Origin of the sequence: Collinsella aerofaciens, assembly GCF_001405375.1 — a bacterium.
GTDB classification, from domain to species: Bacteria; Actinomycetota; Coriobacteriia; order Coriobacteriales; family Coriobacteriaceae; genus Collinsella; species Collinsella aerofaciens_F.
Map to the genome: position 1 here is coordinate 26,560 of NZ_CYYP01000001.1, position 17,728 is coordinate 44,287.

The 17,728-nt window shown below is 60.2% G+C and carries 20 protein-coding genes; 19 read left to right on the forward strand and 1 reads right to left on the reverse strand.

Annotation, left to right across the window (positions count from 1 at the left end; genetic code table 11):
* The first annotated feature begins 10 nt into the window (after window positions 1–10).
* From ARB25_RS00135 to ARB25_RS00200, 13 genes are all read left to right on the forward strand, one after another.
* On the forward strand, window positions 11–577 hold the full coding sequence (locus ARB25_RS00135) for a rod shape-determining protein MreD (protein ID WP_022094761.1): 567 nt from the start codon (window positions 11–13) through the stop codon (window positions 575–577).
* A 13-nt stretch (window positions 578–590) separates the two neighbouring features.
* Complete coding sequence (mrdA, locus tag ARB25_RS00140) at window positions 591–2,660, forward strand: penicillin-binding protein 2 (protein ID WP_055285113.1); 2,070 nt, start codon at window positions 591–593, stop codon at window positions 2,658–2,660.
* 9 nt (window positions 2,661–2,669) lie between these two features.
* Window positions 2,670–3,896, forward strand: a complete 1,227-nt coding sequence (locus ARB25_RS00145; protein ID WP_055285114.1) for an FtsW/RodA/SpoVE family cell cycle protein — start codon at window positions 2,670–2,672, stop codon at window positions 3,894–3,896.
* Between the two features lie 18 nt (window positions 3,897–3,914).
* The gene (locus tag ARB25_RS00150) at window positions 3,915–4,844 is read left to right on the forward strand and encodes a YcjF family protein (RefSeq protein ID WP_055285115.1); all 930 of its coding nucleotides are present in this window, start codon (window positions 3,915–3,917) and stop codon (window positions 4,842–4,844) included.
* 10 nt (window positions 4,845–4,854) lie between these two features.
* The gene (locus ARB25_RS00155) at window positions 4,855–6,732 is read left to right on the forward strand and encodes a TIGR03960 family B12-binding radical SAM protein (protein WP_055285116.1); all 1,878 of its coding nucleotides are present in this window, start codon (window positions 4,855–4,857) and stop codon (window positions 6,730–6,732) included.
* The gene (locus ARB25_RS00160) at window positions 6,729–7,541 is read left to right on the forward strand and encodes a TIGR03936 family radical SAM-associated protein (protein ID WP_055285117.1); all 813 of its coding nucleotides are present in this window, start codon (window positions 6,729–6,731) and stop codon (window positions 7,539–7,541) included. Before ARB25_RS00155 ends, ARB25_RS00160 begins: the two co-directional genes overlap by 4 nt.
* 67 nt (window positions 7,542–7,608) lie before the next feature.
* Window positions 7,609–7,983, forward strand: a complete 375-nt coding sequence (gene rplU / locus ARB25_RS00165; RefSeq protein WP_035138585.1) for a 50S ribosomal protein L21 — start codon at window positions 7,609–7,611, stop codon at window positions 7,981–7,983.
* Between the two features lie 33 nt (window positions 7,984–8,016).
* Complete coding sequence (gene rpmA / locus ARB25_RS00170) at window positions 8,017–8,274, forward strand: 50S ribosomal protein L27 (protein ID WP_006236075.1); 258 nt, start codon at window positions 8,017–8,019, stop codon at window positions 8,272–8,274.
* An 85-nt stretch (window positions 8,275–8,359) separates the two neighbouring features.
* Window positions 8,360–9,826, forward strand: a complete 1,467-nt coding sequence (gene obgE / locus ARB25_RS00175; RefSeq protein ID WP_172676293.1) for a GTPase ObgE — start codon at window positions 8,360–8,362, stop codon at window positions 9,824–9,826.
* A gap of 3 nt (window positions 9,827–9,829) precedes the next feature.
* Complete coding sequence (gene nadD / locus ARB25_RS00180; protein ID WP_055285119.1) at window positions 9,830–10,507, forward strand: nicotinate-nucleotide adenylyltransferase; 678 nt, start codon at window positions 9,830–9,832, stop codon at window positions 10,505–10,507.
* An 87-nt stretch (window positions 10,508–10,594) separates the two neighbouring features.
* Window positions 10,595–11,128, forward strand: a complete 534-nt coding sequence (yqeK, locus tag ARB25_RS00185) for a bis(5'-nucleosyl)-tetraphosphatase (symmetrical) YqeK (RefSeq protein WP_172676299.1) — start codon at window positions 10,595–10,597, stop codon at window positions 11,126–11,128.
* Window positions 11,129–11,170: 42 nt separating this feature from the next.
* Entirely contained in the window at window positions 11,171–11,611 is a 441-nt protein-coding gene (gene rsfS / locus ARB25_RS00190) for a ribosome silencing factor (protein ID WP_421755285.1), read from the forward strand.
* Window positions 11,612–11,839: 228 nt separating this feature from the next.
* Entirely contained in the window at window positions 11,840–12,589 is a 750-nt protein-coding gene (locus tag ARB25_RS00200; RefSeq protein ID WP_070100710.1) for a transposase, read from the forward strand.
* 220 nt (window positions 12,590–12,809) lie between these two features.
* Here ARB25_RS00200 and dinB read toward each other — a convergent pair whose 3' ends face one another.
* The gene (gene dinB, locus ARB25_RS00205; protein ID WP_082421790.1) at window positions 12,810–14,063 is read right to left on the reverse strand and encodes a DNA polymerase IV; all 1,254 of its coding nucleotides are present in this window, start codon (window positions 14,061–14,063) and stop codon (window positions 12,810–12,812) included.
* Window positions 14,064–14,264: 201 nt separating this feature from the next.
* On the opposite strand from dinB, the gene rpsP reads away from it, so the two are divergent.
* The 6 genes from rpsP to ARB25_RS00235 are packed head-to-tail and all read left to right on the forward strand — an operon-like array spanning window position 14,265 to window position 17,726.
* Entirely contained in the window at window positions 14,265–14,606 is a 342-nt protein-coding gene (gene rpsP / locus ARB25_RS00210; RefSeq protein ID WP_022094749.1) for a 30S ribosomal protein S16, read from the forward strand.
* Between the two features lie 42 nt (window positions 14,607–14,648).
* On the forward strand, window positions 14,649–14,894 hold the full coding sequence (locus ARB25_RS00215) for a KH domain-containing protein (protein ID WP_171021534.1): 246 nt from the start codon (window positions 14,649–14,651) through the stop codon (window positions 14,892–14,894).
* A gap of 4 nt (window positions 14,895–14,898) precedes the next feature.
* The gene (rimM, locus tag ARB25_RS00220; RefSeq protein ID WP_055285125.1) at window positions 14,899–15,420 is read left to right on the forward strand and encodes a ribosome maturation factor RimM; all 522 of its coding nucleotides are present in this window, start codon (window positions 14,899–14,901) and stop codon (window positions 15,418–15,420) included.
* A gap of 10 nt (window positions 15,421–15,430) precedes the next feature.
* The gene (trmD, locus tag ARB25_RS00225) at window positions 15,431–16,189 is read left to right on the forward strand and encodes a tRNA (guanosine(37)-N1)-methyltransferase TrmD (protein ID WP_055285126.1); all 759 of its coding nucleotides are present in this window, start codon (window positions 15,431–15,433) and stop codon (window positions 16,187–16,189) included.
* A 2-nt stretch (window positions 16,190–16,191) separates the two neighbouring features.
* Window positions 16,192–16,755, forward strand: a complete 564-nt coding sequence (gene lepB / locus ARB25_RS00230; RefSeq protein ID WP_055285127.1) for a signal peptidase I — start codon at window positions 16,192–16,194, stop codon at window positions 16,753–16,755.
* A gap of 59 nt (window positions 16,756–16,814) precedes the next feature.
* Window positions 16,815–17,726: a glycine--tRNA ligase subunit alpha gene (locus ARB25_RS00235; RefSeq protein ID WP_006236091.1), complete on the forward strand. Its 912-nt coding sequence runs from the start codon at window positions 16,815–16,817 to the stop codon at window positions 17,724–17,726.
* The last annotated feature ends 2 nt before the right edge of the window (window positions 17,727–17,728 follow it).

Here is a 17,728-nt window from a genome sequence, read left to right on the forward strand (position 1 = left end):
GGGCATGTCCATGGATCTACACGAGCAGGGGATGAGCTCCCGCACGTTTGTAATCGCCGCCATCGTGTGCGTGCTGCTGCAGGCAGGCCTGGCACCGCAGATCTCCATTGCGGGCGGTCGCGTCAACTTCATGATTATCCTGGTGTGCCTAAGCGTGTTCTCGGGCGACCCGACCCGTGCCGTCGTGTGCGGTTTTTGCAGCGGCTTGTTCTATGACCTGTCCGCTGCCGTGCCGGTGGGCGTTATGTCGCTCCTGCTGACCGTGGGTTCTTTTGCCCTGGTGCACAGCGCCGTCGGTCAGACGGGCGGTACCCCGAGTGCGCGCGGCGTCACTGTGGGCGCCTTTGCGCTCGTCATTAATGTGATTTACAGCATCATCTTGCTGTTTATGGGTTTGGAGACGAGCTTTGTCGTGGCGATCTTCGGCCATGCGCTGCCGTCCTCGATCCTGACGGGTCTGGTTGCCATTCCGTTTTTGATGTCCGGCGTCGTGCCGCAGTCCGGCTATGGATTCTCCGCACGTGGCGGACGCCAGACGGGTATGCGCTTTAAGCCCAAGACCCGCAAGCTCAAATAGGGGAGGCCCGTAGATGTCTTCCCAGTTGACGGTTATTATCGCTGGTATCGTGCTGGTTGTGGCCATCGTGGTCGCGCTGGTCATCATGCGTCGTGGCGATTCCCGTTTTACCTACGATACGCAGCATGGAACGGCCCCACGCGCCACCGAGGGCGAGGGCAATACCGCGGCGACCGCCTTTAAGGGCCGCTTTTCCATCCTCACCACGGGTGTGGGCGCGATGTTTGCGGCGCTCGCCGTCAAGCTGTGGGGCATGCAGATGGTCTCGTCGGACTATTACGAGAAGCAGGCTAATAGCAATCAGACTCGCACCGTTACCACTCCCGCTGTACGCGGCCGCATCCTCGACCGCAATGGCGTGGCGCTTGTCCAGAACCGTCCCTCACTTGCTGTCGTGGCCTACCGCGACCTTGCCGAGGATGAGGTTCTGGTTCGCCATCTTGCCAACGTGCTTGGAATGCCTTACGTGGCGGTCCTTCGCAATATTCAGGACAATACAGAGGGCGCTCAGAGCCTGCATACCATCGCGACGGACGTCCGTCGCTCCACGGTTGCCTATATTCAGGAGCATGCCGGCGAGTTCCCGGGCGTCAAGATTGCCGAGCGTACCGAGCGCCAGTATCCATATGGCGAGACGGCATGCCATATCTTGGGCTATACCGGCACCATTACCTCCGAGCAGCTCGAGGCCCAGAATAAGAAAACCTCTGGGGATGATGATGCTTCTGCTGGCAAGATTACGTACCAGTCGGGCGATATCGTGGGCCAGGCGGGCGTTGAGAGCTACTACGAAAACCTGCTGCAGGGTATTCGTGGCGAGCAGACCGTCAAGGTCGATGCCTCGGGCAATGTGACCGGTCAGGCCGGCGCCGTGCCCGCGAAGGCCGGCTCCGACATTAAGCTCACGCTCGACCTTAAGATCCAACAGGCCTGCGAGACGGCACTGGCGAGCGCTATCGAGCTTGCCAAGACCACTGGCTACAGCAATGCCGGCAACGGCGCTGTGGTGTGTCTCGATCCCAACAATGGCGAGATCCTGGGCATGGCGAGCGAGCCCAAGTTCGATCCGTCCGTCTTTATCGGCGGCGTCTCAAATGACGTGTGGACCGAGCTCAATGATGACAAGGGTTCGCACCCGCTGCTCAACCGCGCCATTAGCGGACAGTACATGTCGGCTTCGACCATCAAGCCGCTCTCGGCACTGGCCGGTCTTGAGTTTGGAACCTACACGTCGGGGCAGACGACCAACTGCACGGGCTATTGGACGGGTCTGGGCAAGTCGTGGGGCAAGTACTGCTGGCTGCATTCCGGCCACGGCACCATGACGCTGCAGTCGGGTATCGCCAACTCGTGCGACCCCGTCTTCTACGACATGGGCAAGGCGTTCTTTTATGACGAGAAACATTCCGAGGGCCTGCAGGAGGTCTTTCGTCGCTGGGGTCTAGGCAAGACCTGCGGTATCGATCTGCCGAGTGAGGGCGCGGGCCGTATTCCCGATGCCGAGTGGAAAGAGTCGTACTTCACCGACGCCTCTGCCGAGGACCGCAAGTGGAATGCCGGTGATATGACTAACATTGCCATCGGCCAGGGCGACATCCTGGTGACGCCCCTGCAGATGGCGTGCGCCTATATGGGTCTTGCCAACGGCGGCAAACAGTACGTGCCCCACGTGTTTTTGTCTGCCGTGTCGCGCGATGGCGACGGCGATGCCTATAAGTACAACGGCAAGGGCAAGAAGAAGCGCCTGGAGGCCAAGATCAACAGTGATTCGGATTTGGCTCTTGTTCGCAACGGCATGCACGACGTGATTTACACGGCATCGACGTCCCTGGCGGCTCACTTTGGCACCCTGACGCCGCAGGTATACGGCAAGTCGGGCACGGGCGAGAAAAGCGGCGAGGACGAATACGCTTGGTTCTGCGCCTATGCACCGGCCGATGACCCCAAGTATGTTATCGCTACTGTCCTGGAGCAGGGCGGCGGCGGCTCAGATACCGCGATGCATGTCGTGCGCGACGTGCTCGGCGTGATTTATGACGAGCCCGATACCTCTTCGGCCTCGGGCGATTCTTCGGTTCGATAGGAGGTTGCGATGGATTTTTCTCCGGCGGATCTGTTCCGTTCAACCAAGACCGGCTCTCGCAGCAGCCTGGACCGCGTCAACAAGCAACTTTCGGCCTCGCGCGGCACGTTTCGCCAAAAGGTGCATATCGGTGTGCTCGTGGCTACTGTGGCGCTCGTCGCCTACGGTGCCATCATTATCTGGTCGGCTTCGCAGTTTAAGGCCGATGCATCGTTTTCACGCCATCTTCTGGGAATTGGCATCGGGGCGGTGCTGGCGGTGCTGGTCTGGCGTACCGACCTGCGCGGTATTTCCAATTTCTCGACGGCGTTGCTCGTCATCGACCTGATCGTGATCTTCTCGCCCAAGATTCCGGGTCTGTCCTATACGGGCGGTCTGGGCATGACGGGCTGGATCAAGATTCCCGGTATCGGCTTGACATTCCAGCCGGTTGAGCTTGCCAAGCTCATCACCATCTTCTTTATTGCTACGCTTGGCTCGCAGTATAACGGTCGCATCGATACCGTTCGCGACTACGTCAAGCTCTGCGGCATGCTGTCCATTCCGTTTTTGGCCGTCGTCGCCATGGGCGACCTGGGCTCGGGCCTGGTCGTGCTGGTTTCGGGCGCCATCGTCATTTGCATGAGCGGTGCACGCCGCGAATGGGTGCTGTCGACCCTGGCCCTGCTCGTGGGCCTGGTGGCCCTCGTCCTGGCGCTCGATTCGGTCTTTGATTCGCTGCTCGGCCACGATGTGCTCATCAAGCAGTATCAGATGAACCGTCTGACGGTCTTTATCGACCCCGATAATGCCGATTCGGACGATGCCTACAACCTGCAGCAGTCGCTTATCGCCGTTGGCTCGGGCGGCTTCTTTGGTAAGGGTTTGGGCCATGCGACGCAGTCAGCCGGCGGCTTTCTGCCTGAGTTCCACACCGACTTCGTCTTCGCCTTTCTGTCCGAGACCTTTGGCTTTTGTGGTTCCTTTTTGCTCCTGTGCCTCTACGTGCTGCTGATCTTTTCGACGATTCGCGTCGCCTTTAAGTGTGAGTCGCTGTTTTTACGTCTTTCGTGTGTGGGCATCGTTGGCATGTGGGCGTTCCAGACCTTCGAAAACATCGGCATGTGCATCGGCATCATGCCGATTACCGGTATTCCGCTACCGTTTATTAGCTTTGGCTCGTCTTCGATGATGATTCAGCTGCTGACGGTGGGTATCGTACAATCCATATGGCGGCATCGTTCGGGCGCCGCGTAACCGCTGGAGGGGTTTGCTATGAAAATTCCCGTAGATAAGCTGACCCGCGCTTTTAAGATGGGCGCGTCCGTTAAGAAGGATTCCGATACGCCGGTGCGCGTTTCGGTCTATCTGGATTCGTCCGCCTCGCGCTTTCTGGCCGAGACGGTGCGTGACGCCTTTGTGCCGCAGACGACCTCGGGCATTGTGCGCGTCGAGCGTCTGGGGGAGGAGCGAATTGCTCCAAAGACCGATACCGATGTGGTACTGGTGCTCTCGTGTGGTTCCGATCGCTTGGAGAGTGCCGTGCAGGAGCTCGTGATCGCCGGCGCACCCGTGTGCGTGCTTGCCGAGTCTGCTGTGGAGGTGCCGTTTATCGAGGAGTCTACGCCCATGCTCGGCGTGGTAGCGGCAACCGATAAGACGTATCTGCTCGAGACGCTTGCCCGCTGGATTCTCGACCGCACCGACAGGGAAACGGCTTTTGCGGCGAACTTTGCCTTCATGCGCATCGCGGCGGCCAATCGTATCATCACCTCGTGCGCGCTCACCAATATGGCGACCGGTGCACTGGTGTTTTTGCCGGGCGCCGATTATCCCGTTATGGCGCTGGCGCAGGTGGGCATGCTCTTTGAGCTCGCTGCCGTCTTTGGACGCGGCATTAAGCCTGAGCGCGGCTACGAGGTCGCGGGCGTGCTTGCCGGCGGTCTTGTGATCCGCGCGGTCACCCGCGCGCTCGTCAAACAGACGCCGCATATTGGGTTTGCCGTCAAGGCGCTCACTGCTGCCGCGGGCACCTACGGCATGGGCCGTGCGCTTGTTTCGCTCTACGAGCGCGATGTCGACTACAGCCGTGCCAACGAGGTGGTCACTGCCACGTTCTCCCGCGTTCGCGATCTGGTGACCACGGTCGCGGGCGCTACCCGTCCTATGGCGTCCTACCAAGACGCATCCGATCTCGCTGCTTAGGGGTTTTCCGTTGCGCGTTGCATACCAAGACTGTTTTCATTTAATTGAGCCGTTGCTCGCCAAGGTCGAGAAGCCGAGCCGCTATATCGATCACGAGTGGGGCACGCTTTCCAAGGCCGATGCCGACTACCGTTGCTGCCTGATCTATCCGGATGTGTACGAGGTCGGTCTGCCCAACCAGGGCATCGCCATCCTCTACAACATCCTTAACCAGGCCGAGGGCATCTCCTGCGAGCGCGGCTATGTGCCGTGGCCCGATATGGGCGACGCCATGCGCGAGGCGGGTATTCCGCTGCTATCGCTCGAGGGTGCAGCGCCGGTCGCTTCGTTTGATATCGTCGGTCTGCATGTGCCGCACGAGATGGCGGTGACGAACTTCCTCGAGGCGCTCGACCTCGCTGGCATTCCGCTGTTAGCGGCCGACCGCACCGAGGACGACCCCATTATCATCGCCGGCGGCCCCTCGGTGTACAACCCCGAGCCGTACGCGGCCTTCTTCGATGCCATCCTCATCGGTGAGGGCGAGGAATCGCTGCTCGAGACCTGCCAGCTGCATCGCCGCCTGCGTGACGAAGGGGTCCCGCGCGCGCAGATTGTCGAGCAGCTTGCATCCATTGCCGGCAACTACGTGCCGTCGCTCTATGAGGTTTGTCACGACGAGCCCTGCTCGCCGCATGGCTACACTGTGCCGCGTGAAGGCAAGGATGCGCCGACGGTGGTCTTCAAGCGCGTCGTCGAGGATTTCGGCGCCACGAATCCGTTGTCGCAGTCGTGTGTGCCCTATGCGCAGCTGGTTCACGACCGCCTGTCTATCGAGATCCTGCGCGGCTGCGCCCGCGGCTGTCGTTTTTGCCAGGCCGGCATGACGTATCGCCCGGTGCGCGAGCGCTCGGCCGACCAGATCGTCTCGTCGGTGATTCAGGGTCTGGAAAAGACCGGCTATGACGAGGTGTCGCTGACCTCGCTCTCCACGACCGACCACTCCTGCATTCGCGACGTTCTCGGCAGGCTCAACCGTCGCCTGGAGGATACGGGTATTCGCGTGTCTATTCCGTCGCAGCGCCTGGATTCGTTTGGCGTGGATATGGCCGAGTCGGTCGCCGGCGAAAAGAAGGGCGGACTGACGTTCGCGCCCGAGGCCGGCAGCCAGCGCATGCGCGACATCATTAACAAGAACGTGACCGAGGAGGACCTGGGCCGTGCGGCCAAGGCGGCCTTCGAGGCCGGTTGGAACCGCATGAAGCTCTACTTTATGATGGGCCTTCCCGGCGAGCGCGATGAGGACATCGTGGCCATCGCCAATCTGGCCGATCACGTGCTGGAGCTCGGTCGTTCCGTGGTGCCCAAGGCTCGTCGCGGCTCGATTTCGGTGTCGATCTCGGTTTCGGTCTTTATCCCCAAGGCTGCCACGCCGTTCCAGTGGTGCCCGCAGCTCGACTACGACGACGTCAAGCGTCGCCAGAAGCTGCTTATCACGAGCGTTCGCAACCGTGCCGTCCGCGTGCATTACCACGATGCCGAGACCTCGCTCATCGAGGCCGCGCTTTCCCGCGCCGGTCGTGACATGACGCCCGTCATCATCGATGCTTGGCGCTCGGGCTCTCGCTTTGACGCCTGGGTAGAGCATTTCTCGCTCGAGAACTGGAAGGAGGCTGCTGCCAAAAACGGCATTGACCTCAATGAGCTCGTGCACCTGCCCTACGAGTTGGACTGGCGCCTGCCGTGGGAGCACGTGAGCCCCGGCTGCACGCGCGGCTTCCTCGAGCGCGAGTACCGTCGCTCGCTCGAGGGCGTCACGACTCCCGACTGTACCCGCACGTCGTGCACCGGCTGCGGGATCTGCCCCACGCTCCACGCCAAGAATGTATTGATGGGTGATCGCGCATGAGTGAGCGCCTGACCGACAACCCCTCGCTCTTTAGGCTTCGTGTTCGCTATGGCAAGCGCGATCGCCTTAAGTACCTGGGCCATCTCGAAGTAATCCATACCATTGAGCGCATCGTGCGCCGTGCGGGACTTCCCTATGCCGTCACGCAGGGCTTCTCTCCGCACATGCGCGTGGGCTTCTCTTCGGCGCTGCCGGTGGGTACGTCGTCGACCTGCGAGTGGTATGACCTGTTTATGACCGAGTTCGTGGCGCTCGACGAGGCGTTTGGGCGCCTGGCTGCGGCGTCTCCGGCCGATCTGGCGCCCATCGAGGCGGCGTACATCGACGTGCGCACGCCGGCGTTGACGGCGCAGCTCACGCGCCTGTCGTATCGCATCGACCTGCACTTGGATCCCGAGGCGCCCGTAAGCGCCGACGAGGTGCGTCGTGCGATCGACACGCTGCGCGCGGGCCACGGCATCGACTACGCGCGCGGCAAAAAGAGCAAGCGCTTGGATTTGGATCACACGCTCGTGGGCTATGAGCTCACGGCGGGGGAGCGCCCGGACCATTTGGTGCTCATGCTCGACACCCATGCCGACAACGAGGGCTCCATGCGTCCGGAAATTTTGCTTTCTGCTGCTGATGTTTTGTTGCAGGGCTTGACCCCGGGCGTGGATGCACCTATTGTTTCCACCGGTATGCAAGACCTCGTGACCATCTGCTCCTACGATGTCGAGCGTCAGAATCAAGCATGCGAGGACGACGAGGGCCGACTCGTCAGCCCCATACCTGTGCGAACTTGTGGATTTGCTCCACATACTCGTTGACGGGGGTATTTTCGCCTGCTACTATATTCGGCTGTTGCACTAACTGATGCATGAAGGGCAAGTAAACATGTACGCAATCGTTAACACGGGCGGCAAGCAGTACAAGGTCGCCACCGACGATGTCATCACCGTCGAGAAGATCGAGGGCAATGAGGGCGACAAGGTCACCCTGCCGGTTATCTTCCTCAACGATGGAAAGAAGATCGTCACCGATCCCGACAAGCTGGCCAAGGCCAAGGTTACCGCTCAGATCGTTGAGCAGTTCAAGGGCGAGAAGCAGCTGGTCTTCAAGTTCCACAAGCGCAAGCGCTATCGTCGTCTGAAGGGTCACCGTCAGCAGCTCACCAAGCTGAAGATCGTGAAGGTTCAGGCTACCTCCCGCGCCAAGAAGGCTGTCAAGGCAGAGGCTGAGGCTGTTGCCGAGGCTCCCGTCGCCGAGTAGATTACACTCGTAACGAAAGAGTAGGTATACACAATGGCACACAAAAAAGGACTCGGTTCCTCCCGTAATGGCCGTGACTCCCGCGGTCAGCGCCTTGGCACGAAGCGCTATGCCGGCCAGACGGTAACCACGGGCACGATTCTCGTCCGTCAGCACGGCACGCACATCCACCCGGGTGAGAACGTTGGCCGTGGTAAGGACGACACGCTGTTCGCGCTGGTCGACGGTACCGTTGAGTTCCACAAGGGTATCAAGCACAGGGTCAGCGTACGCCCGCTCGCGAACGCGTAATTCACCCTTCATAGAGCACATATGTGGGAGGCACTTGAGTTTTAGGATTCAAGGGTCTCCCTCTTTTTTGTAGGAGGCGATTCTGTTGTCACAGTTCACCGATATCAGCCGCATTAACGTGTGCGGCGGCGACGGCGGAGCCGGATGTATGTCGTTTAGGCGCGAGGCATTTGTCCCCAAGGGCGGCCCCGATGGCGGCGACGGCGGTCGTGGCGGCAATGTCGTCATCCAGGCCGATGCTCAGCTGTCTTCGCTGATCGATTACCGCTTTAAGCATCACTTCCGCGCTGAGCGCGGCACGCACGGGCAGGGCGCCCGTCGTAACGGTAAGAGCGGCGAGGACCTGATTCTCAAGGTCCCTATGGGCACCGTGGTGCGCGAGCTCGACCCCGAGACGCAGACCCCGATGTTCGAGATTGCCGATCTGGTGCACGATGGCGAGCGCGTTGTCGTGGCCCCTGGTGGCGCCGGTGGTCTCGGCAATACGCACTTTGTGACGTCGGTGCGCCGCGCGCCCGCGTTCGCCCAGCTGGGCGAGCCGGCCGAGGAGCACTGGATTGAGCTCGAGATGAAGCTTATGGCCGATGCCGCGCTCGTGGGCTTCCCCTCGGTGGGTAAGTCATCGCTCATCGCGCGCATGAGTGCCGCCCGTCCTAAGATTGCCGACTACCCGTTTACCACGCTCGTGCCGAACCTCGGCATGGTGCGTGCTGGCGAATATTCTTACGTCGTTGCCGACGTCCCCGGTCTCATCGAGGGCGCGAGCGAGGGCAAGGGCTTGGGTCACCAGTTCCTGCGCCACATCGAGCGCACGGCACTCATCATGCACGTCGTCGACATGACGGGTGGTTTTGAGGATCGCGATCCGGTCGAGGACTATCGCATCATCAACCGTGAGCTCGAGCAGTATGGCGCCGAGCTTTCGGAACGTCCGCAGATCGTCGTCGCTAACAAGTGCGATGCGCCGGGCACGGCTGACAAGATTGCCGACCTTAAGCGTGCGGCGCTCGACGATGGCCATATGTTCTTTGCCGTGTCTGCTGTTACGGGCGCCGGCCTCAACACGCTGATGCTTGCCGTGGGCGAGCAGGTGGCTAAGCTTCGCGCCGAGCTGGCTGTCTCGGATGAGCCGGTCGTTCTGCGCGACGATGAGTGGGAGCGCCGTCGCCTGCAGCGTGAGAAGCGTTTCCGCATTGTTCAGGAAGAGCCCGGTGCCTTCCGCGTGGTCGGTCGTGCCATTGAGCGTATGGTCATCCAGACCGACTGGGAAAACGAGGAAGCCGTCATTTACCTGCAGCATAAGTTTGCGCGTATGGGTGTTGACGACGCGCTCGAGAAGGCCGGTTGCCGTGCGGGCGACGAGGTCCGCATTTGCCAGCGCGCCTTTGACTTTGAGGGCGCCGAGGACTTCTCGGAGTACGAGGAGCTCGAGGATGCTGGCGAGGACGTTGCCGTTGAAGCCATTGACGTGGCCGATGCTGCGGATGAGGGAGTCGAGGTTGTCGATGCGGCGGATGCCGCGGGCGATGCCGAGACCTCGGAGGGCGAGTAAGCCATGTCGCTGCGCGGTGGAATCGGTCTGCCCGAGCTTCCTCTAGAGGACGGGCAGGAGTTTAGGCTCGGCATTATGGGTGGCACCTTTGATCCCATCCATTACGGGCACCTGGTGACCGCCGAGCAGGCGCGCGAGTCGCTCGACTTGGACGCTGTGCTCTTTATGCCGGCGGGCTCTCCTGCCTTTAAGCTTGACAAGCCGGTGACGCCTGCCGAGGACCGTTATGCCATGACGGTCCTCGCCACCGCCGCGAACCCGGCCTTTTTGGCGAGCCGGTTCGAGATCGACCGTCCGGGTGTAACCTATACGGCCGATACGCTTCATGCCCTTCGCGACTTTTACCCGCCGCAGGTAAAGCTCTACTTTATTACGGGCGCCGACGCGATTATCGATATTGTGACTTGGCATGATGCCGAACGAATCGCTGAGCTTGCTACCTTTATTGCGGCGACGCGACCGGGCTTTGATATCGATACGGCGCGTGCCCGAATCAAAGAGTCGGGGCTGCCGTTCGACGTGCGCTATATTCAGATTCCGGCGCTGGCGATCAGCTCGACGAACATTCGCAAGCGTGTTGCCCGCGGTATGAGCGTGCGCTATCTTACGAGCGAGTCCGTGCTCGGCTACATTCGCAAACGCAGGCTATATGCCGATTTGGGCCAAGAAGATTTTGAGTGATGGGGGTCTACGTTGTCGGTAGAGGATCAGTTTGAGGGCGATGAGCGCGCGCTGCTCAAGCGCATTCAAGAGCTGCTCGATGTTCGCATGAAGGATAAGCGCAAGCGCTATGTGCATTCGCTGGGTGTTGCCGAGACCGCACTTCATCTGGCTGAGGTCTACGGCGTTGACTGCTTTGATGCCGCTGCTGCCGGTCTGATCCACGACTGGGACAAAGTGCTCTCCGACGACGAGCTGGTTACGCGCGCTCTGCATTACGGCATTAAGATTGCCGGCTCTCCTTCCGCCGCGACGCCGCTTTTGCATGGCCCTGTTGCCGCCTATGAACTTCCGCAGCTTTTTCCCGAACTGTCGCCGGCCGTTTTCCAGGCTGTCGACCGTCATACCGTGGGTGCCTGTGACATGACGCCGCTCGATATGGTGGTCTTTGTGGCCGATGCCATCGAGCCCAACCGCCACGGCGACTATGCGCATGCCCTGCGCGAGATGGTGGGGGAGTCGACGCTCGATGAGTTGTTCTTCTCCTGTTTTGCGCAGGGTCTGGTCTATGTGATCCAGTCCGGGCGCTATCTTTATCCCACGGCTATTACGATTTACAACCATTACGCCCAGCTGCGCTAACTCGGGCTGTCTAGAAAGAGGTATTCCATGGCCGACGAGACCATGACCGGCGAGCAGATTCTTGAAGGTGTGGAGCACAAGAGTTTCGTTGCCACGTCCGACCGCACTGCCGCCTCGCTGTCCGCGAGCGGTGTCGCCGCCGAGGATGTCGCCCGCGCCGCCGCGCAGGCCGCCTACGACAAGAAGGGCGAGGACGTTCAGGTGCTCGACCTGACCGAGCTTTCCGACGTATGCGACTACTTTGTGCTTGCCACCGGTACCAACAACCGCCAGGTCGATTCTATCGTCGACGAGATCGAGGAGAAGGTCGCCGAGGCTTGCGGCGAGCACCCGTTCTCCATCGAGGGTCGCGAACAGAAGACCTGGATGCTCATGGACTATGGTTCGGTTGTCGTCCACGTCTTCACTCCCGAGGCGCGCGACTTCTACCGTCTCGAAAAGCTCTGGGGTGACGCCCCCCAGCTCCCCCTCAACCTCCTCTAGAGCTTTGCTTGGGCCAGGGCTTTTTTAGCTACCCTTATCCGTTTGCCGGGCAGTTGCACCATTTGCAGCTGCCCGTCTTTCTTTTGCCCAAAAGTAGCTAATTTGGGACGGGGCTTTTTTAGCTACCACCTACCGTTCGCCGAACAACGCGATTTGTCGCACCCAGTACGTTTTTTTTCTGCTCTGGCTCGGGTAACGTAATTCTTATCTGTAGAGGAGGGAATGCGTATGACTCGGACTGCGCGAGAAATCTCTGAATATGGCTTTTACCATGTCGTTCAAAAGGGGTGTGGTGGTCAGCTGATATTTGAGGATGAGGATGATCGACTCTATTTGATTCGGCTGATTGCTTCGAAATGCCAGAAGTTCAAAGTTGATGTCATCGCGTGGTGCCTTATGGATAACCATATTCATCTTCTGCTTGACGATGAGCATGCTCATCTGAGTGATTGCATGCATTCGATTACGACGGCGTATGCCATGTATTTCAATTCTAAGACAGGCAGAAAGGGTCCACTCTTCCAGGATCGATTTAAGAGCGTGCCGATTCTTGATGATGATCAGCTGCTCAACTGCGTTCGTTACATTCACGATAACCCTGCGAAAGCCAGAATTGACACTGCTTCGCTCTATCGCTGGAGCAGCTTTAGCGAGTATATGGGCTATCCGGGTATTTGTAAGACTGATTGCGTGCTCGAGTTGCTCGGGAATTCCCAGAGGTTTTTTGCATTTAGCACCTCGGGCGAGCCCAATGGCTATTGCTTCCGTTATGGCGCTCACGTGAGTGATGCTGACGCGCTTGAGTTTGCGCAGGCGTTGCTCAAACCTTACGAGCCTCACCATCTCAAAGCTCTGCCAAAGGGCGTGCGTGATGACTGTATCCGCAAGCTCAAAAGCGAGGGCTTTTCGATCAAGCAGATCGTGCGCCTCACGGGCATCGGCCACTGCACGATTCAAAAAGTCAAAATTGAAAAGTAGCTCATTTCAGGCGGGGTAATTTTGCTACGGCCACCAAACCGGGCATCCGGGGTAGTCAATTTGGGACGGGGCTATTTTAGCTACCCTTTGGCTGACGGTGAATGAATTAGGCCGAATGAATCTCAACCGATATATAGGGGTAGCTAAAATAGCCCCGTCCCAAATTGACTACCCATGCCGTGTCGGACGGAAGGCAGCAAAAAGCCCCGTCCAAAAAAGATTAGTTTTTGAAGCGGGATTGGCGGCCGTAGGATAGGGCGGTGTCGCCGAACTTGTCTCGGACGGCGTCGATGGCGACGGAGAGGACGCGGCGGTCGCTGGATTGGGCTCCGCGGTCATCGATCTCGCAGAACAGGTCGGTCTGGATGCCGCCTTGGTGGTCGAAGTCGCTCATGCCGATGCCCGCTAAGCGAACATGCATGCCTTCCTGCCAGATGTTGTCGAGCAGTTCGAGTGCCACGGCCACAAAGATATTCTCGTCATCGGTAGGGTGCGGAAGCCGCCGCTGCGCCGTGCGTCCGCTGCCATACGAATACTTGAGCTTGAGCGTCACCGTGGCGCCTGTTAGTCCCTGACGGCGCAGGCGGCGTCCCACTGACTCGCCCAACAGCGCAATCGCCGCCTCAATATCCCCACGCTCAGTCAAATCTTTCGCAAAGGTGCGTTCATTGCTGACCGACTTGACCTCGCGCTCTTCATCGAGGCTCGTGACTTCAGAGATTTCGAGTCCCAGCGCACGCTGGCGCATGCGTTCGCCGTTGACGCCAAAAATAGAGGCCAAGGTGGATTCCGGTGCACGCGATAGCTCGCCGAGGGTGTAGATGCGCATGCGGCGCAGTCGCTCCTCGGCCGAGCGCCCGATGCCGCTCATGGCAGATACCGGCAGCGCGGCCAAAAAGCGCTGCTCGGTTCCGGGGCGCACGATGGTCAGCCCAAACGGCTTATCCCGCTCGCTTGCGATCTTTGCGACCGTCTTGTTGCAGCCCACGCCAATGGAGCACGTCACTCCCAGCTCTGCCACGCGATCGCTTATACGCCGCGCAACCAGCAGCGGGTCTTCGGGCGCAAAGCGACCCGGTGTGATATCGATGAAGGCTTCGTCGATGGATACGCGCTCAACGCGCGGGGTCTCGTCGGCGAGAATCGCCATGACCTGCGCGCTCACCTCGCGGTAGCGATCAAAATGCCCATGCGTCCAAATGGCCTGCGGGCACAGGCGCCGTGCCTCGGCCGAGGCCATGGCAGAGTGCACGCCAAAGCGACGCGCCTCATACGAACACGTGGACACGACGCCACGCGAATCGGCGTCTCCGCCCACGATGAGCGGCTTTCCGCGCCATTCGGGATGATCGAGCATCTCCACACTCGCAAAAAACGCATCGAGGTCCATGAGGCCCACCGCCGGACCCGTCCAGGGAGGCGGCGTGACGCCCATGGCATCCTCATAACCGTATGTATGTTCGCGTCTTTCCATGTCATGAGTATACCGCGCAGCTCATGTGGGGTGCGTGTATGTGCTTGCAAATCCCGAATTCTTGTCTAAGATATGGATTTGCCCTCGACTACACCGAAGAAGTTGGTCTCACGGACTTCATCTGCCCGCGTCGATGGCGTATTATGTTCAACTGTTTGTTTGTAGTTGCAGCCTAAAGCTGCTTGGTTGGAGGAGTTTCCTTTGGCAGTCAAGATTCGCCTTGCTCGTCACGGCGCTAAGAAGCGTCCGTACTACCGTGTCGTCGTCGCCGATTCCCGCGCCCCGCGTGACGGTCGTATCATCGAGGAGGTTGGCCGCTACAACCCGATGACCGCCCCCAAGACCATCAACCTCGACCTCGAGAAGATCGCCGACTGGCAGTCCAAGGGCGCTCAGCTCACCGACGCCGTCGCCGCTCTGGTCAAGGCCGCCAACGAGGGCGAGAAGACCGAGACCGTCGTCAAGAAGTCCAAGAAGCAGCTCGCCAAAGAGGCCGAGGCCGCTAAGGCTGCCGCTGAGGCCGCTGAGGGCGCCGAGGAGTAAATCGTGCCTGAGGTTGACGCTGCACAGCTCGAGGGTGAGGCAATGCTCTCAGATCGCATCGCCGATCTCGTCGAATATCTCGTTGTTCAGATCGTCGACGACCCGGATTCCGTGAGCCTTGAGGTCATCGATGGTGACGACGCCTCTACGATTGAGGTTTCGGTCGCCGAGGATGACGTCGCTAAGGTCATCGGCCGTCGTGGCCGTACCATCAAGGCCATTCGCACGCTCGCCCGTGCACTGGCCGCTCGCCTCGACACTGCTGTCGAGGTAGAGGTTCTGGGCTAGGACCTTGAGGTCCCAGTACAAAAACATCGCCCGTGTTGTCAAGCCGCACGGAAGGAAGGGGGAGGTCCTCGCGCAGCCGCTGCGGGGGCTTCCTTCTGTATTAGAGCCGGGTATGCGCGTCGCCCTGACGCCGCCGGCGCTCAAGCGCGACCGCTTTTGCACGGTCGTGTCCGTCACCGATACGGGCGATGGCGATCTGGTCTCGTTTGAGGGTATTGACGACTTGACGGCCGCCGAGGGCATCACGGGATGCTACGTGCTGGCAAATCGTGACGACTTTGAGCTCGATTCGCTCGACGCTGCCTATACCGACCTGATGGGTCGCGAGGTGGTCGACGATCGCTTCGGTTCGCTCGGCACGATCGTCGAGATCATGTCGACGCCCGCGAACGATGTTTGGGTTGTCGAGGGCGATCGGTACGGCGAGGTACTGATTCCCGTGATCGAGCAGGTTGTGCTCGATCTTCCCGACAAAGGAACAATTTCCGTCCACGTTATGGACGGCCTGATCGATATGGACAAGTAGGGAGGACAACATGCTGATCGAGACCCTTTCGGTCTTTCCCGAGATGTTTGAGCCCGTCATGTCCACGTCGATTTTGGGCCGCGCCCGCAAGGCCGGCCTTTTTGATTTTAAGGCGTATAACCTGCGCGACTGGACGCACGACCGCCATCGTACCGTCGATGACGAGCCGTACGGCGGCGGGCAGGGCATGCTCATGAAGGTCGAGCCTATCGCAGAGGCCATCGAGGCCATTAGCGCAGAGGGTCCCAAGCCGACGGTGGTGTTTTTTACCCCCTGTGGCGAGCCCTTTACGCAGCATGTGGCCGAGCGCCTGCTCAAAAGCGAGCGTCTGCTGTTTGTGTGCAGTCGCTACGAGGGCGTCGACGAGCGTGCGTATGCGTATGCCGATGAGCGTCTGTCGATCGGCGACTACGTGCTTACGGGCGGCGAGCTTCCCGCTATGGTCGTTGCCGATGCCGTCGTACGCCTGATTCCCGGCGCCCTGGGCGACGAGATGAGCAATGTGGACGAGTCGTTCTCGACCGCCGAGGACGGAGGCCTGCTCGAGTACGCGCAGTACACCCGTCCCGCCGAGTTCAACGGCGAGGGCGTGCCGCCGGTGCTCGTGAGCGGCGATCACGCCAAGGTCGATGCCTGGCGTCGCAAGAACGCCATCGAGCGCACCTGCCGCTGGCGTCCCGATCTGATCGAGACGGCGCGGCTCACGCCCGAGGAGCGCGCTTACGCGCAGGAGATTTTGGACGCTTCGTATTCGCAGAGCGAGGAGTGAGAATGGTTCCTACGCAACATTCCGCGTTGAGGGGCGCTTTTGAGTGGATCGCGGTCATCGCGATCGCGCTTGTGGCCACCTTCCTGATCCGCACCTTTGTGGTCGAGCCCTTTGTGGTGCCCACCGGCTCCATGGAGGACACGATCGAGATTGGCGACCAGATCCTGGCGCAAAAGGTGAGTCTCGAGCTCGGTCAGCCCGTCAAACAGGGCGATATCGTGGTGTTTCACAACCCCGATGGCACCTCCGAGCATGATGTTCTTGTCAAGCGTGTTATTGCCACGGCCGGCCAGACGGTCGACCTGCAGGATGGCAAGGTGGTTGTTGACGGCCAGGCGCTCGACGAGGACTATACGACGGGCATGAGCTGGCCACTTTCGGTCCAAGCGCCCGGCGCTCAGGTAAGCTATCCCTACACCGTTCCCGACGGGTGCGTGTGGGTGATGGGCGACAACCGCGAAAACTCTGCCGACTCACGCTACTTTGGTCCCGTCGATCGCTCTGATTTGATCGCTGTGGCGCTTGTGCGCTACTGGCCGCTCAACCGCATCGGCGCTATCGACTAAAAACCGCTATAGTACAGTACCTAACCGTGTAATCGTTTCGACGAGGGGATATTAGAGGCATGAACGCTTCATCGCTTTCCTTCCAAGACATCATCCTGCGCCTCCAGCAGTACTGGGGCGAGCAGGGCTGCGTCATTATGCAGCCCTATGACTCCGAGGTCGGTGCCGGTACCTTCCATACCGCGACCACGCTGCGCTCGCTCGGTCCCGCCGAGTGGCGCACCTGCTATGCGCAGCCCTGCCGCCGTCCCGCCGACGGCCGCTACGGCGAGAACCCTAACCGCATGCAGCACTACTATCAGTTCCAGGTGCTCATCAAGCCCTCTCCGGTCAACGCACAGGAGCTTTACCTGGGGTCTCTTGCCGCTATCGGTCTGGACCCCAACGACCATGACGTCCGCTTTGTCGAGGATGACTGGGAGAGCCCGACCCTTGGCGCCTGGGGCCTTGGCTGGGAGGTCTGGCTCAACGGCATGGAGGTCACGCAGTTTACGTACTTCCAGCAGGTGGGCGGCATCGAGGTCGACCCCGTGCCCGTCGAGATCACCTATGGCCTGGAGCGCATCGCCATGTATGCGCAGGGCGTCAACTCCGTCTACGACCTGGTGTGGAGCTACCTGCCCGACGGCACGCCCATGACCTATGGCGACGTGTTCCTTGAGAACGAGCGCGAGTTCAGTGCTTATAACTTTGAGGTCGCAAACGTCGAGATGATGCGTCAGAAGTTTGATGACTACGAGGCCGAGTGCCACTCCTGCCTGGAGCGTAAGCTTCCGCTGCCGGCGTACGACTGCGTCATGAAGTGCAGCCACGCTTTCAACCTGCTCGATGCCCGCGGTGCGCTGTCCGCGGTCGAGCGTGCCAACTACATCCTGCGCGTCCGCGCCGTCGCCAAGGCGTGCTGCGAGGCCTACATGGCCGAGGTCGCCGGAGTCAACGAGAATGCCGACCAGGAAGGCGAGGTGGCGTAAGC